This window comes from Jeotgalibacillus soli, from assembly GCF_000829435.1.
In the GTDB taxonomy this organism is placed as follows: domain Bacteria; phylum Bacillota; class Bacilli; order Bacillales; family Jeotgalibacillaceae; genus Jeotgalibacillus; species Jeotgalibacillus soli.
Genome location: NZ_JXRP01000016.1, coordinates 1 through 13062 on the forward strand (window position 1 = coordinate 1; position 13062 = coordinate 13062).

Here is a 13062-nt window from a genome sequence, read left to right on the forward strand (position 1 = left end):
TGGAGAATTAGCTCAGCTGGGAGAGCATCTGCCTTACAAGCAGAGGGTCGGCGGTTCGAGCCCGTCATTCTCCACCATCTTGCCGGTGTAGCTCAATTGGTAGAGCAACTGACTTGTAATCAGTAGGTTGGGGGTTCAAGTCCTCTTGCCGGCACCAGTCTTCAATTTAATATGGAGGGGTAGCGAAGTGGCTAAACGCGGCGGACTGTAAATCCGCTCCTTCGGGTTCGGCAGTTCGAATCTGCCCCCCTCCACCAATTTTCATAGGGGCATAGTTTAAAGGTAGAACTGAGGTCTCCAAAACCTCCAGTGTGGGTTCGATTCCTACTGCCCCTGCCAATTAATTTGAATTATGGCGGTCGTGGCGAAGTGGTTAACGCACCTGATTGTGGTTCAGGCATTCGTGGGTTCGATTCCCATCGGTCGCCCCATTTATTTAAATTAGAATTAATGGGCTATAGCCAAGCGGTAAGGCAACGGACTTTGACTCCGTCACGCGTTGGTTCGAATCCAGCTAGCCCAGTTTTGCGGAAGTAGTTCAGTGGTAGAACATCACCTTGCCAAGGTGGGGGTCGCGAGTTCGAATCTCGTCTTCCGCTCCATTTTATTTTTATTTATGGCGGTATAGCCAAGTGGCAAGGCAGAGGTCTGCAAAACCTTTACCACCGGTTCGAATCCGGTTACCGCCTCCATATAATTTATGATATAATAATAAATGTCTTAGATGACATTTGACGTGCCGATGTGGCGGAATTGGCAGACGCGCACGACTCAAAATCGTGTTCCTTCGGGAGTGCCGGTTCGACCCCGGCCATCGGTATCAACTCATCGCTTGCCAATGCGATCGAAAAAAAGTTCCTTACACTATGTAAGGAACTTTTTTTAGTTCTCTTCAATGTGATTTTCTTGAAATGGTCATTAAGGTTATTTCAATCAAAGTATGTTTGGCTGTCTGGGGGAAATATAGTCCCTTTGTTTCTACGCCTCTGAGTAATGTTGATTTTGACGGGAGCATTCATAGTTGTATATGTCAACGCAAATATGTATATTTTTGCTTGTAAGATGAAGCTCTTCCAAGGTCAATTGACCTTGAGAGGCACGTATTTCATCTAATAGTTTCATGGTTGCTTCTACCTTTCCTTTTGTTCGTGGGCGTCCGGCTATGTATGGTCTCACTTTAAATCCAAAATCCTTCGCGATCTGTGTGAACTTTGCATTCACTTTTCCAGAAGAGTATTCTGTTCGAGCCTCATCCATCACGGTCTTCATGTTATCTATAACAATTTCAGTAGGGATACCACCAAGCGATTCAAATGCTTCTGTAAAAAAAGAAAGTAATACACTTTGCGATTTAGAGATGGTTAAACAAAAGGAACGGAATCTTGAACAGGGAAGGAGTAAGACGGCTACATTCACTTCTACAACTTCCCCATCTTTTGTTTCATACTGAATACCTCCTTCCAATCTAACTGTGCTTGTTTACCAGGTGATGTTTCAAAACGAACAGTACCCGTAGGTTAGAAATCCGTTTCTCTTCCTCAAAATACGTTTTAAACTCTGGTGTGCGTGCTATGTATGTACGAAAAGCAGAGGTGGAACACTCCAACCCGTGATTGTCTTTTTTAAATACTGGCAAAGTACACGACGGTGATAAAACACTTGCTTGGAATCCTCAGAAAGCAGGGCCGCAATGACCTTACAATACTGATCAATTTTAGATGGCTTCTTTCTCTTTCTTTTAGGTACAAATCCATTTAAATATTTGTCAACCGTTCGACGATCCACGCCTAATTCCTCAGCTAATTTACTTTTGTTTATTTTCATTTTTAAATACTCCATTAGTTGTTTAAATTTTGGCAAGTCTGTAAGACTCTTAATCTCAAAACTAGTTTCAACATTTAGCGCTAGATACATACCATTCACCTCTAGAATAGCATGAAAGGATTTATCAACTTTGTACATATCTTTATTCAAACGATATTGTACATATTTAAATTAGCATTTCTACTTTGCGCTATGTAAGGAACGTTTTTATTTGTCCTCTTATACATATTCACTTAAAAATATCATGTGCTATGGATTCTAAATCATATTGCTGCTGGAGTATGTGAATAAAAATTTTCTATTGTAACTATTACTAAAAAAACTATTCATCCATTGCGCTGTTTTGTTGAAATCGTTAGGGCTGGATCAATGTCAGCTTCTGTAAGTGTGACCGACCCTCTTGTTCTTAAATTAGTAATTATATGTAAACAAAATGAATATGAGGAAATACGTTTAGATCTAGTTTTAATTCTAAAAAATAATTTTAGTAAGCAGGAGATGTTACGTGGAGTATTGGTGGGAAATTGTACTAGTTTGCATCATCTCTGTTTTTTGTTTTTCTGTGTTGTGATTGCTGTTGATAGGGGACATTTTTCAATGCAGAGCTAGAGGGGAATGTCTTTGATGATAAGAAAAAAGTCAAAGTATGATTTAAATACAAAATGCATGTTCAGGAAGAAATGGAAAACAGCCTTTTCACATGAGCTGCGTTTTCGAATTAAAGCTTGGATTGAGTAGGTGTAACAGTAGAAACCTATCATACCCTAACTTAAGAACAAATCATCGTTTTTTTGGCCTTATTTCATATAAAGGTTTTTAAAATTTTTTGGCACATTTCTTGCAATATATTTTATTAGGGGGGACCTGTTATCAATGAAATGATAACTGATTTTGATTTGTCTAATTTCAACTATACGTTTGTGCAATGGTAGACGGTCTATTTGAATTAGCAATATAAGTTCAAAGCAATAAGTATTTAAGGAGGAAATTAAAATGGTCATTAAAAATGATAAAGATATTTTATTCAAATCTATTGAAGAAATAGGGGGTTTATATCGGAGTAAAGAGTTATCGCCCGTTGAAGTGATGGAAGCAACACTGGATCATTTAAATGACTCTGAGCCTAAACTAAACGCCTTTATTACCGTAATGGCTGAAGATGCATTGAAAAAAGCAAAGGAAGCTGAAACTTCTTTTGTAAAAGGAGAAACAGTCGGCAAATTACATGGAATTCCTGTCTCAATCAAAGATATTTTTATGACTAAAGGTATTAAAACGACAATGGGTTCCCGTATCTTGAATGATTATATTCCAGAGGAGGATTCTGACCTTTATACAACGCTAAACCAAACTGGTGCCATCATATTTGGAAAAGCAAATTTGCTAGAGTTTGCCTATGGTTCTGTGCACCCTGATTATGGTCAATGTAATAACCCCTGGGATATAAATAGAACGGCTGGAGGGTCTAGTAATGGATCAGCATCATCCATTGCTGCTGGGATTGGTTTTGCATCTTTTGGAACAGATACAGGAGGATCGATTCGGTTGCCGGCATCTTTTTGTGGAATTGTGGGATTGAAGCCTACTTACGATACGATATCACGTAAAGGGCTGTTCCCTTTGTCGGATTCATTGGATCACATTGGACCATTAACAAGAACCGTTCGAGATAATGCGATTGTCATGGAGCCTTTTTTAAATAAGGATTTAAACTATGAATCAATTTTTAGTGGATCTATTAAAGGATTAAAAATTGGTGTCATTCGTTCCTTAACTGATTCCATCACTGATCCAGAAGTAAGTCAAGTAGTGGGGTCTTCATTAAAAATACTTTCTGACTTAGGGGCGGAAGTTGTAAGCATTGATATTCCTGGTGTTGATAAAGCATTAGAAATAGCTTTTCCGATTCTTTTATCAGAAGCTTCCCATTATCATAAGGAATGGTATCCCAAATACGCTGATGATTATGCAAAAGGAACTTTATTAAATGTAAAAGAAGGATTTAATATCACAGCGGTTAAATTTTTAGAAGCAGTACAAAAGAAAAAGGAGTTTGCAAATAAAGTTAACGCGACTTTCAGCGATGTGGACCTGCTAGTGTGTCCTACTTCTCCTTGTCCAGCAACTGAAACGGATCCATCTTTTGAGGATACCAGTTATGATTTTACACAAAGAACAATCCCGTTTAACGTTTCAGGAAATCCTGCCTTGAATGTTTCCGCTGGTTTAACATCAGCTGATCGATTACCTGTAGGGCTTCAATTTATTGGGCGTTATTATGACGAAGCGACGATTTATCGAGTTGCAGATGCCTTTCAAGTAGCCATTGGAGGATTTACAAAACCGACGTTTTAAAGATTGTTCATTGGAATCAATTTTGGAGGTGGACATATGATATCAACGATTCGGCTTGCTGCTGTTGGTGATATTACATTATGGCAAAAACCTGGAGAAGAATTATTTCGGTCCGTATGGGATTCTGCGGATGTGCGTATCGGAAATTTAGAAGCACCATTGACAGATAGTTTTGGTGCTCCTGCAGAAAAGCAGGCTCGATTATATCAACCGATAGAAGCTGGAGAATGGATAAAAGAATTAAATCCAACGGTTGTAGCACTCGCAAATAATCACACCATGGATTGGGGGCCTGAGGGACTCTTTCAAACATGTGATGAATTAAAAAATATAGGTGTAAAGTTTGCAGGCGGCGGCCGCAATATTGATGAAGCCATTCAGCCAGTATACGTGAATGTCAAAAATCATAAAATTGCTTTTCTATCCTGTTCTGCGACTCTTCCTCCTGGGTTTCAAGCGTTAAAGAATCGTCCGGGTATAGCTGGAATAAGAGTAAGGACTTCCTATGAGATTGAGCCAAGTATTGACTATGAGCAACCGGGTACACCACCGTGGGTGAAGACGGTACCATACGAAGCTGATTTAATAATATTAGAAGAAGCGATTCAAGAAGCTTATCAAGTAGCAGATTTTGTAATCGTAGCGATTCATTGGGGAGTACCACCTCAATGGTGTACTCCGTTTCAAGGATTGATTGCTGAGTATCAGACAGTAGTAGCCCAACGATTGGCGGATGTTGGTGTGGATTTAATTATTGGACATCACGCTCACGCACCTTATGGAATGGAGATTTTCAAAGGAAAAGATGATAAAGAAGTACCTGTTCTTTACAGCTTAGGTAATTACATCTCTCATTACGATTATATAGAAGGGATACTGGATCTTTCTTCCATGACCATGGCTCACTTCCCGCCAAGTCAACCGGAGAACCGTCAAACTAGTTTGGCAAATGTTGAATTAACTTCGGCTAATGGAAGGCTAAAAGTAGAGAAGGTGAAAATTCAACCAGCAGTATTAAATCCAATTGGTGAAACAGTTGAAACAAGTAATGAGCTAGCTTTAGAGATAGCAAATCGATTGAATGACTTTTCAAACCAACGCGGAGCAGGAACATTCATCGAAGATAATCATGTTGTTTGGAAAAATACAGAGTAAGAAATTTAAACATGATATAAATATTTGTAATATTTTGTATTAAGAAGGATGTACTGCCACCATAAATTATAACAAGGCTTATTCAAGTAGATATATAGATTATGCTCAATTATTTTTTATAAAAATGATTCATCATCACTTTTTGTGATTTAACGTAAAATGGGAAAACACTTTAGACTTCCTCGCAATAATGTAAGTTAGCCAACAAACAGTAATAGGAGGTTTTTACGTGTTTTCCGTGCTACTAGAATTGCCAGAATTTGAAGTTATTAAACAAGAGATCGTCTCTACACATTATGTTGTTCATGTGAAGAAAAAAGCAGACGAGGAAAACAGCTACCCTCTCCTTCATCAGGATTTTGTTGGATGATAGTTGGTGGAAAGGAAGCCGAAAAAGGATAAACTGTGAGTAGCTTCAAACTAGCTAACTTATTGCCGGAATTTTTTCTGAATCACAAACAATGGTGAAGAGACATAAAAATAGGGGGCATAAAATGAGTACATTCTTAGGGTTATCGCTATCAAATTGGATGATATGGGTGTCTATGGCAGGATTTATTGGTGGTTATTTCATCATTACAGAAGTGATCACTAAACGAGAGGAGAAAAAATAATGCTCATAGTCATAGTTATCCTATATATGCTTTCCGTAATTTCAATCGGTTTCTATATGAAAACTAGAATACAAAACGAAATAGATTTTCTCGCTGCCGGAGGGAAATTGGGGGTTTGGGTTGGCGGAGCTACTCTGGCGGCCACTCAAATGAGTGCAGGTACTGCCATAGGTTCGGTTGGTTTCCATTACCAAGTTGGGTATAATTTCGCATGGATATGGTTAGCTATATGGGGCTCTTGGATGATCATGGCTCTTTTCATTGCTCCAAAAATGAAAGCTTTTTTCAATTCTACTAAAGCTTTAACCATTCCTGATCTTCTAGGAACACGATTCGAGAGTAATGCGATTCGAGTGATTGCAGTATTAATTATGATGGTATGTTTTGGGATGACCATTGTGGCCGAATTGGTTGGTGGCTCTTATTTATTAAATATTGTTTTTAACATTCCCATTACAGTAGGTGTTTTAATCATAGCAGCTGTATTTATTACTTATACAGTTATAGGTGGACTATTTGCGATTGCCTATACGGATCTTTTGCAAATGCTGGTGTTCACAATTGGGTTTGCGATCGCTGTACCATTTGTCGTATCTCATGCAGGCGGTTTTAGTGCGTTAAATGAAAATCTAGCTTCCATTGATCCAAGTCTTATAGCAAATGGAATGCCTTCATCTGTATTAACAGCAGTAGCCATTTCATTTTTCATTATGATGCTTGGTTATCCTATAATAGCGATTCGCTTCTATTCAATAAAAGATAATAAGACGATACGACGTGCGGTCGGAGTGTCATTTATTTTTCAAGCGATTATTGCCGTCTCTATTGCCATACTAGGAGTAAGCGCAAGGGTTATTTATCCTGATTTGACATCTCCGGATCTTGCCAGTTCGACGATTGCAGTGGATCTATTGCCTCCAGTCCTGGGGGGATTACTAATTGCTGCTATTCTAGCGGCAATTCAATCTACAGTCAGTGCCGTATTGTTAATGCTTGGGAGTGGAATTTCTCATGACATTATGAAAGTGGTTATGAAAAAGAACCTCTCAGATAAACATCAATTAAAAATCACGCGAATTGTCGTATTAGTAATGGGAATTTTGCCAATCCCTTTTGCTCTAAATCCTCTTCCGCTCATTCAACAAATTTGGATAAATGCAGCTGCTTTAATCGGATCTTCCTTTGCAGTAGCCACCTTGCTAGGCCTTTATTGGAAACGTGCGACTACTGCTGGGGCCATTACCTCTATGGTTGGCGGGATAGGTTCTGCAATTATATGGCTCTACTTAGGGAATCCATTCGGAATTGAAGCCGTTTATATTAGTTTACCAGTTAGTCTTTTTGGGATGATCATCGTAAGTCTTTTGACAAAACCTGTTTCTAAAGAAGCGCTGCAACCATTTTTTAAAGATGAAACCATAGAAGATAAAACAATTGCGGGATAAGAATAATAGAACAAAAGGAGGCTGAGCAATAGTGTCAGCCTCCTTTTGTTTTTAGAAAAGATAATCTTGCGAGGCTACTATAGACAGAAAGAACATCGGCGTAGGAACGATTGTTGGTACTCGGAGAATACGTAAGTGTATTTAACAGTACAGCAAATTAGAAGGAGGATGGAAATTTTGCGGGACATAGGCTTAATTTATAAAAAAAGAAGCCGCCCATCTCAGACTGACTTGCACTCTGGGACGAACGACTTCTTAAGCCTAATATGATTTTATCAAAAATTAAGTTGAATAACAATTGCATTTATATCCAATTTTTCATTGGATTAGAATAAAATACGAATTTATCATCTGACACATTTAAAGAAGCAGTGATCCATTTTCTTCATTATTTTAAAAAGGAGATTTACTTTTTACTTTATGTCCTTCGCAACAATTTGGACCGATTTTAAATGGTTAAGATTCCAATAAAGAGTTTCACCACTTCCGGTAATTAACTCAACAATAGGAAGAATCAAATCCTGTAGCTTGCCAATTTTTTTTGCGTCTTCTCCGAGGTCGAAAATGACAAGGCTGCCTATGTGTTTTTTTAGCTGGTCTTCGAATGTGTCAGCAAACATTTCGTTTTCCATGGTCTTAGAAATTATTGGTTTATCTAAGGAATACGGTGTTTGACTCATGTGGTAGGGTATTAACCATTTAAGATGGCTAAGAGGGATTAACATGTTTTTATAGACTGGGGAATATAAAACAAGGTAATCATTGAGGATGTTTGTTATATATCCATATAATGATTGATGGCCGGTGATATAGATATCTACAAATAATCCTTTTGCATTGTTTAATATTTGTCCAAATGAAATCGTTTTAATATCTTTATTAATAGGTGCTTGATTAGATTTTTGATAATTCGTTTCCGTGGAGACAGATTGACTTTGCTTTATAAACTGTATATGTGTGAAGGGGATATAGTAATATTGTTTTCCATCATAGATGACGAGTATATCTGTACCGGATTCAATGAGTTTCCCTGTTATGGATTTTTTTGATGACAATTCAATTTCAATAATCGTTCCTGTTAGCTGACTGAGGTTAGTCATTTATTCCCCCCCTTTAATATAAAATCAGAGAAACCCATAAATTAAGCGATATTAACGTAATGAGTAATGTGATCGGGATGACTAATAATGCAACTTTAAAATATTGAGACCAGGAAATTTGAATCCCGTTTTTCTTTATTACAAACATCCAGAGCAATGTTGCAAGTGTTCCCATCGGAGATAGAAGGGAGCCGATATCGCTTCCAATAATGATGGATATATAGGATACTTGCAGCGTCTGTAAATCCAATCCCATATCGGTAATCATGATCGTTCCAAGCATGACTGCCGGTAAATTATTCATTATATTTGATAAAAAACTAATAAGAAGCCCAGCGATAAAACTAGCGTGCATTAAATTATCCTTCATTGGATCTTCTAGCCATTGAATGATGACCGCTGTAATTCCAGTATTGTTTAAAGCGTAAACTGTGACATACATTCCAAAGGCAAAAACAAGAATATGCCACGGGGCTTTCTTTAAAATATCGATGACGCCAATTCCCATTTTAAACCATCTAATCGTGATCAAAATGACGGCTCCAGCAATCGCAATCCATTCGATGTTTACGCCCAGTGGAGAAAGAATAAAGTAACTTCCTCTGATTAATATAACGATGAAAATACAAATTTTGAATAAGGTCCAGTCAATATGTCTATTAAAGCTAGATTCCATCGATAAAGGGTGTTCTTTAGGTCCTTGAGGTGGTCTGGAGTTAAGAAGTTCGATTGAATGATCTTTAAAAGAGAGTATTTTTTGAGGGAGATCTTTTCTAAAAAGCATGTACAGCAGCAAGCTCAGAGTAGATATGCCGACCATGGAGGGAACAAAGGCTAGGTTAGTATATGAGATTAAATCTAAACCTACCATTTCTAAACCAATTAAATTAGCGATATTACTTACCCCAATTGGTAAACTGGAGGAGGTGGCAATAAAAACTCCCGTAAACAAGTAGGGAAGCTTTTGACGGGGTTTTTAGTTCAGCATGGTGACAACATGGATAATAATTGGGGTAGTGATGAGAATGCTGCCATCATTGTTAAAGAAAATGGTCATTAAAAAACAAAGTATCATTGTATAGACAAATAATTTGATTCCAGATCCATTGGCTTTGTTGACGATATTATAAGCTGCCCACCTAAAAACACCGATTGTCTCCAAGACGATACACATAATAATGGTTGAAATGATTGTAACGGAAGGACCGCTTACAATCGTAAGTACTGTGAAAATATCACTAACAGGAACAACACCACCTATAAAAAGTAGTATTGCTCCGCTAATTGCTGGAATTGCTTCGTTAATTCCTTGAGGTCTCCACATGATAAACAAAGTCGTTAAAGCAAATATCAAAAATGTATAGGTGACTAGAATATCAGACATTTGATTTTACCCCATTATCTCGGAAATCTAATAAATTTTTTTCATGATGTTTAACTGTCAATTCCATTTCTTTCATGGAGGGTGTTAACAATTTATAAAAATATAAACTTGAGAACATAATGAATGAAAAAATAATCATTTCCTACCTCCCTTCACAAGGAATTTTTTAACAACAAAAAGTGTTCCTTAGTCTTGATCATAGTATGAAATAATGTTCTTTTTGGATTTATTATCGTTTTTCTTGTCTTTATTTTTATTCTTGTCTTTGTCTTTGTCCTTGTCCTTGTCTTTGTCCTTGTCTTTGTCTTTGTCCTTGTCTTTGTCTTTGTCTTTGTCTTTGTCTTTGTCTTTGTCTTTGTCTTTGTCTTTGTCTTTGTCTTTGTCTTTGTCTTTGTCTTTGTCTTTGTCTTTGTCTTTGTCTTTGTCTTTGTCTTTGTCTTTGTCTTTGTCTTTGTTTGATTCTTGGTCATCCTTAACAAGATTAATGCTGAAATTTTTCAAGTGCTGAATAGGTACTCTTATTAACTCATTGTTAACAGCAACTAATAAATGATCCTCATTGCTTTCAACCAATAACCCTTCAAAGCTTTCTGGACCTTTTCGATTTAATTTTATCCATGAGTAATTAATGTTCTTAAACAAATCATAAAGTTTATCAGCAGAAACATGATCTAGCACGATCATTAGCTCAGATAACTGAGTATTGACTCCTTGTTCTTGAACTTGTTCCCCATCTTCCCCAGCTTCGTTACTACTTTCACTTTCGGTCACTTCCATGTTGAATGTACTTAAGCTTTTAATATGCTGAGTGTTATAGAAAATTAATCCTTCATCTCCAGTCTGAAGAATTAAGAAATCATTTTTAACATCTATCAGTTTTCCTTTTATGGATTCTGGTCCGCCTCGATCGATCTGAATAGTTTCATCCTTTAGAGTGGAAATTAATTCATTAAAAGTATTGGCATGTGTTGAATCGTTTTCAGAATTTAATAAGGCACTAAAACGAATCTGTGAGTTTTCACAAATGCTTTTTATGTGATGGAGACAGTAGTAAATGATTTCGTTGTCTTCTTTTTGCAGAACGAGATAGTCTTCGGAAACGGCTATTATTTTTCCAACACTAGATTCTGGTCCACCCTTATAAATTTGAACAACTTTCCCCGTCAAAGGTTCTAAATATTTCTTTTTCATGTGTTCTTCCCCTTTCTAATTCCCTTTAAGTATCATGAAGTGAAAATGTGCAGATAACCCCTTTATACTTTTAGTGAATTTATACTGTTATTTATATGTCAGTTGCTGATTAAAGTGTTTGGATGATTGATTCATTTTTAAAAAGCCACTCTCCGTTTTATCGGACAAAATCAAGTCGATAATTGATAGCAATAAAAGTTGGGGAGAATAGACAATAGGGATTCCGTTTTAATAAATGAAAAAAATTTCTCTTATTATACTTGCAATTCATGGTAAATCAATATAAAATAAGAACAAACGTTCGATAATGTCTGAGTGGTAAATAAAGAGTGAGATTTATTAGATAAAATATATATATGCTGTTGCTGCCGGTTACTAGAATAAATTGGGAGGCGTTAGTATGTACGTAGAATGGTCGGATAACTTACAGGTGTTTTGGTCAGGGGATAATGGTCTTGATTATATAGCAAGCAAAGGTTCGTCGAGCATTTACGTATATACGGGTGATTTTTTATGGGATCCGCCTGTACAGGTTATTGATGGCAACAGACGGATCAAATCGGTTGAAGACTTTGATTACGTCATGAGTAACGGGAAGAAGTTCAAGACTAAATACGCTGGAGCTAGGGAGGCAGCAGTGTGAATGTTCTAGAAGAAGCAATCCAGCAACTGAAATCGGAAGGTTATTCTACTGATGATATAAAGCTTGCGTTGGAAAAAGCGCTGGATGGAGCGAGTAACCAATCAGTAGAAAAAGAGGTCCAATTAAGGCAGAGGCTTGCGCGGTAGGGGTTATTTTTTATCCGCTAGCCTCTAAACTTAAAGTACTTGATACTAGTAAAAAGATCATTCCGGTGCAAAGAAAATGATTTTTTTCAACAACCTTTGAATGAAGAGAAAGTTGATTAAAAGCTTATTGAAATTGTGATTAGATTATGCTAAAAAGAAGAGATTGATTAACTGTTGGACGAGTGATCGTGGAAAAAATTATTGGAAACAAGAGATTAATAAGCTCATAAGTATAATTGAAAAATGCCTATTTATTAATTTTTTTGTCGTAAAGTGTTGACGATTTGTTAAAGAAATGATAAATTTATTTATGTTGCTGATGCGGGTGTAGTTTAATGGTAAAACCTCAGCCTTCCAAGCTGATGTCGTGAGTTCGATTCTCATCACCCGCTCCACAATACATAGCCAACGCAGTGTTTCGTTGTATAAACGAAGCATTGCGTTTTTTCTTTGTATGAAAAAAACGAGTATTCTGAAACACTCGCTGGTTTGTTAAGATTTGGTTGAAAGAATGGAAAAGTCGCCAATTCCACCGTGAACTTGGATAAACATGTCCATTAAGGACCTCGTTAGTTTTTGCTGTTCTATTAATGGTAAAGATGGTCGTAAATAGATGATTTGGATTGCTTCGTGTGTATTCACTGTCACTGCCGTACGCACAGAGTCAACAAAAGGACTGCCAAATGGACCGATATCATCAGCAGATACAAGAAGGCTTTCCAAGGAGTTAGAGCGCCCGTTCAGCCCATCATACGTTTCCTGTGACTCTCCAAGGCGAATCTCGATATTCCCTTGAATTTTTGAAGCATCATAAAGACCAATTGGAGATTGATATTCAAGGGAAAAGAAATTATTAAGGTCGATGGCAGAATGTATGCTATCTAAATAATTTTGTTTTTTTATACGGCGATAAAGTGCTTCTGCGCTGTGACGGTAACGGTTCGGATCCTTGCCAAGCGATTTGAATATTGATCGCCATTCATGGATTCCTTCAAACTCGGTTACGCTTTTATCCTGAAGCTCAAAAAAGATCGATTCTTGAAACAGTTGCAATCGGCCTTTAATCATTTGCGGTGAATCACCTACTTCAATATTACTATAGTGGATCACGCCGAAGGAGAGCGGGATTTCTGTTTGTTGTAGAAATGGATGGATTGTAATCTCCATGTGAAATCAGCTCCTTTATTAATCTGATCATAGTTTAT

At 37.2% G+C, this 13062-nt stretch carries 9 protein-coding genes, 10 tRNA genes and 2 pseudogenes; 16 read left to right on the plus strand and 5 right to left on the minus strand.

Annotated elements, in window-relative coordinates; translation table 11 throughout:
• Position 1: 1 nt before the first annotated feature.
• From KP78_RS08560 to KP78_RS08600, 9 genes are all read left to right on the plus strand, one after another.
• A tRNA-Val gene (locus KP78_RS08560) sits at positions 2-77 on the plus strand.
• Positions 78-81: 4 nt separating this feature from the next.
• Positions 82-157, plus strand: a tRNA-Thr gene (locus tag KP78_RS08565).
• 16 nt (positions 158-173) lie between these two features.
• Positions 174-257, plus strand: a tRNA-Tyr gene (locus tag KP78_RS08570).
• 8 nt (positions 258-265) lie between these two features.
• A tRNA-Trp gene (locus tag KP78_RS08575) sits at positions 266-339 on the plus strand.
• Positions 340-355: 16 nt separating this feature from the next.
• Positions 356-431 (plus strand) — tRNA-His (locus KP78_RS08580).
• Positions 432-451: 20 nt separating this feature from the next.
• Positions 452-523 (plus strand) — tRNA-Gln (locus tag KP78_RS08585).
• Between the two features lie 4 nt (positions 524-527).
• A tRNA-Gly gene (locus KP78_RS08590) sits at positions 528-602 on the plus strand.
• 16 nt (positions 603-618) lie between these two features.
• A tRNA-Cys gene (locus KP78_RS08595) sits at positions 619-692 on the plus strand.
• A 46-nt stretch (positions 693-738) separates the two neighbouring features.
• A tRNA-Leu gene (locus KP78_RS08600) sits at positions 739-820 on the plus strand.
• A gap of 242 nt (positions 821-1062) precedes the next feature.
• On the opposite strand, the pseudogene istA reads toward KP78_RS08600, so the two are convergent.
• Positions 1063-1914: pseudogene (gene istA / locus KP78_RS08605) on the minus strand (IS21 family transposase); the annotation flags it as partial.
• Positions 1915-2817: 903 nt separating this feature from the next.
• On the opposite strand from istA, the gene KP78_RS08610 reads away from it, so the two are divergent.
• From KP78_RS08610 to KP78_RS08620, 4 genes are all read left to right on the plus strand, one after another.
• Complete coding sequence (locus KP78_RS08610) at positions 2818-4179, plus strand: amidase (protein ID WP_052474721.1); 1362 nt, start codon at positions 2818-2820, stop codon at positions 4177-4179.
• A gap of 36 nt (positions 4180-4215) precedes the next feature.
• The gene (locus KP78_RS18620) at positions 4216-5334 is read left to right on the plus strand and encodes a CapA family protein (RefSeq protein ID WP_052474722.1); all 1119 of its coding nucleotides are present in this window, start codon (positions 4216-4218) and stop codon (positions 5332-5334) included.
• Positions 5335-5563: 229 nt separating this feature from the next.
• On the plus strand, positions 5564-5704 hold the full coding sequence (locus KP78_RS20025; RefSeq protein WP_157841475.1) for a hypothetical protein: 141 nt from the start codon (positions 5564-5566) through the stop codon (positions 5702-5704).
• 243 nt (positions 5705-5947) lie between these two features.
• Positions 5948-7393, plus strand: a complete 1446-nt coding sequence (locus KP78_RS08620; RefSeq protein ID WP_041088111.1) for a sodium:solute symporter family protein — start codon at positions 5948-5950, stop codon at positions 7391-7393.
• A gap of 413 nt (positions 7394-7806) precedes the next feature.
• Here KP78_RS08620 and KP78_RS08625 read toward each other — a convergent pair whose 3' ends face one another.
• From KP78_RS08625 to KP78_RS20030, 3 genes and pseudogenes are all read right to left on the minus strand, one after another.
• Complete coding sequence (locus KP78_RS08625) at positions 7807-8493, minus strand: hypothetical protein (protein ID WP_041088113.1); 687 nt, start codon at positions 8491-8493, stop codon at positions 7807-7809.
• 13 nt (positions 8494-8506) lie between these two features.
• Positions 8507-9877 (minus strand): annotated as a pseudogene (locus KP78_RS08630) (arsenic transporter).
• Between the two features lie 186 nt (positions 9878-10063).
• Complete coding sequence (locus tag KP78_RS20030) at positions 10064-11068, minus strand: hypothetical protein (protein WP_052474723.1); 1005 nt, start codon at positions 11066-11068, stop codon at positions 10064-10066.
• 400 nt (positions 11069-11468) lie between these two features.
• On the opposite strand from KP78_RS20030, the gene KP78_RS08640 reads away from it, so the two are divergent.
• The 3 genes from KP78_RS08640 (at position 11469) to KP78_RS08645 (ending at position 12252) form a co-directional block, all read left to right on the plus strand.
• Positions 11469-11711 (plus strand): hypothetical protein, encoded by a 243-nt coding sequence (locus tag KP78_RS08640; protein WP_041088115.1) that lies wholly within the window; start codon positions 11469-11471, stop codon positions 11709-11711.
• Positions 11708-11857: a hypothetical protein gene (locus KP78_RS20035; RefSeq protein ID WP_157841476.1), complete on the plus strand. Its 150-nt coding sequence runs from the start codon at positions 11708-11710 to the stop codon at positions 11855-11857. Before KP78_RS08640 ends, KP78_RS20035 begins: the two co-directional genes overlap by 4 nt.
• A 321-nt stretch (positions 11858-12178) precedes the next feature.
• A tRNA-Gly gene (locus tag KP78_RS08645) sits at positions 12179-12252 on the plus strand.
• Positions 12253-12349: 97 nt separating this feature from the next.
• Here KP78_RS08645 and KP78_RS08650 read toward each other — a convergent pair.
• Entirely contained in the window at positions 12350-13024 is a 675-nt protein-coding gene (locus KP78_RS08650; protein ID WP_041088116.1) for a B3/B4 domain-containing protein, read from the minus strand.
• Positions 13025-13062: the final 38 nt, after the last annotated feature.

Bases quoted from the DNA above. Each gene is read 5' to 3' on its own strand.
- KP78_RS08625 (WP_041088113.1), bottom strand. From the start codon at position 8,493: ATGACTAACCTCAGTCAGCTAACAGGAACGATTATTGAAATTGAATTG.
- KP78_RS08650 (WP_041088116.1), bottom strand. From the start codon at position 13,024: ATGGAGATTACAATCCATCCATTTCTACAACAAACAGAAATCCCGCTC.
- KP78_RS08640 (WP_041088115.1), top strand. From the start codon at position 11,469: ATGTACGTAGAATGGTCGGATAACTTACAGGTGTTTTGGTCAGGGGAT.
- KP78_RS08620 (WP_041088111.1), top strand. From the start codon at position 5,948: ATGCTCATAGTCATAGTTATCCTATATATGCTTTCCGTAATTTCAATC.
- KP78_RS08610 (WP_052474721.1), top strand. From the start codon at position 2,818: ATGGTCATTAAAAATGATAAAGATATTTTATTCAAATCTATTGAAGAA.
- KP78_RS20030 (WP_052474723.1), bottom strand. From the start codon at position 11,068: ATGAAAAAGAAATATTTAGAACCTTTGACGGGGAAAGTTGTTCAAATT.
- KP78_RS18620 (WP_052474722.1), top strand. From the start codon at position 4,216: ATGATATCAACGATTCGGCTTGCTGCTGTTGGTGATATTACATTATGG.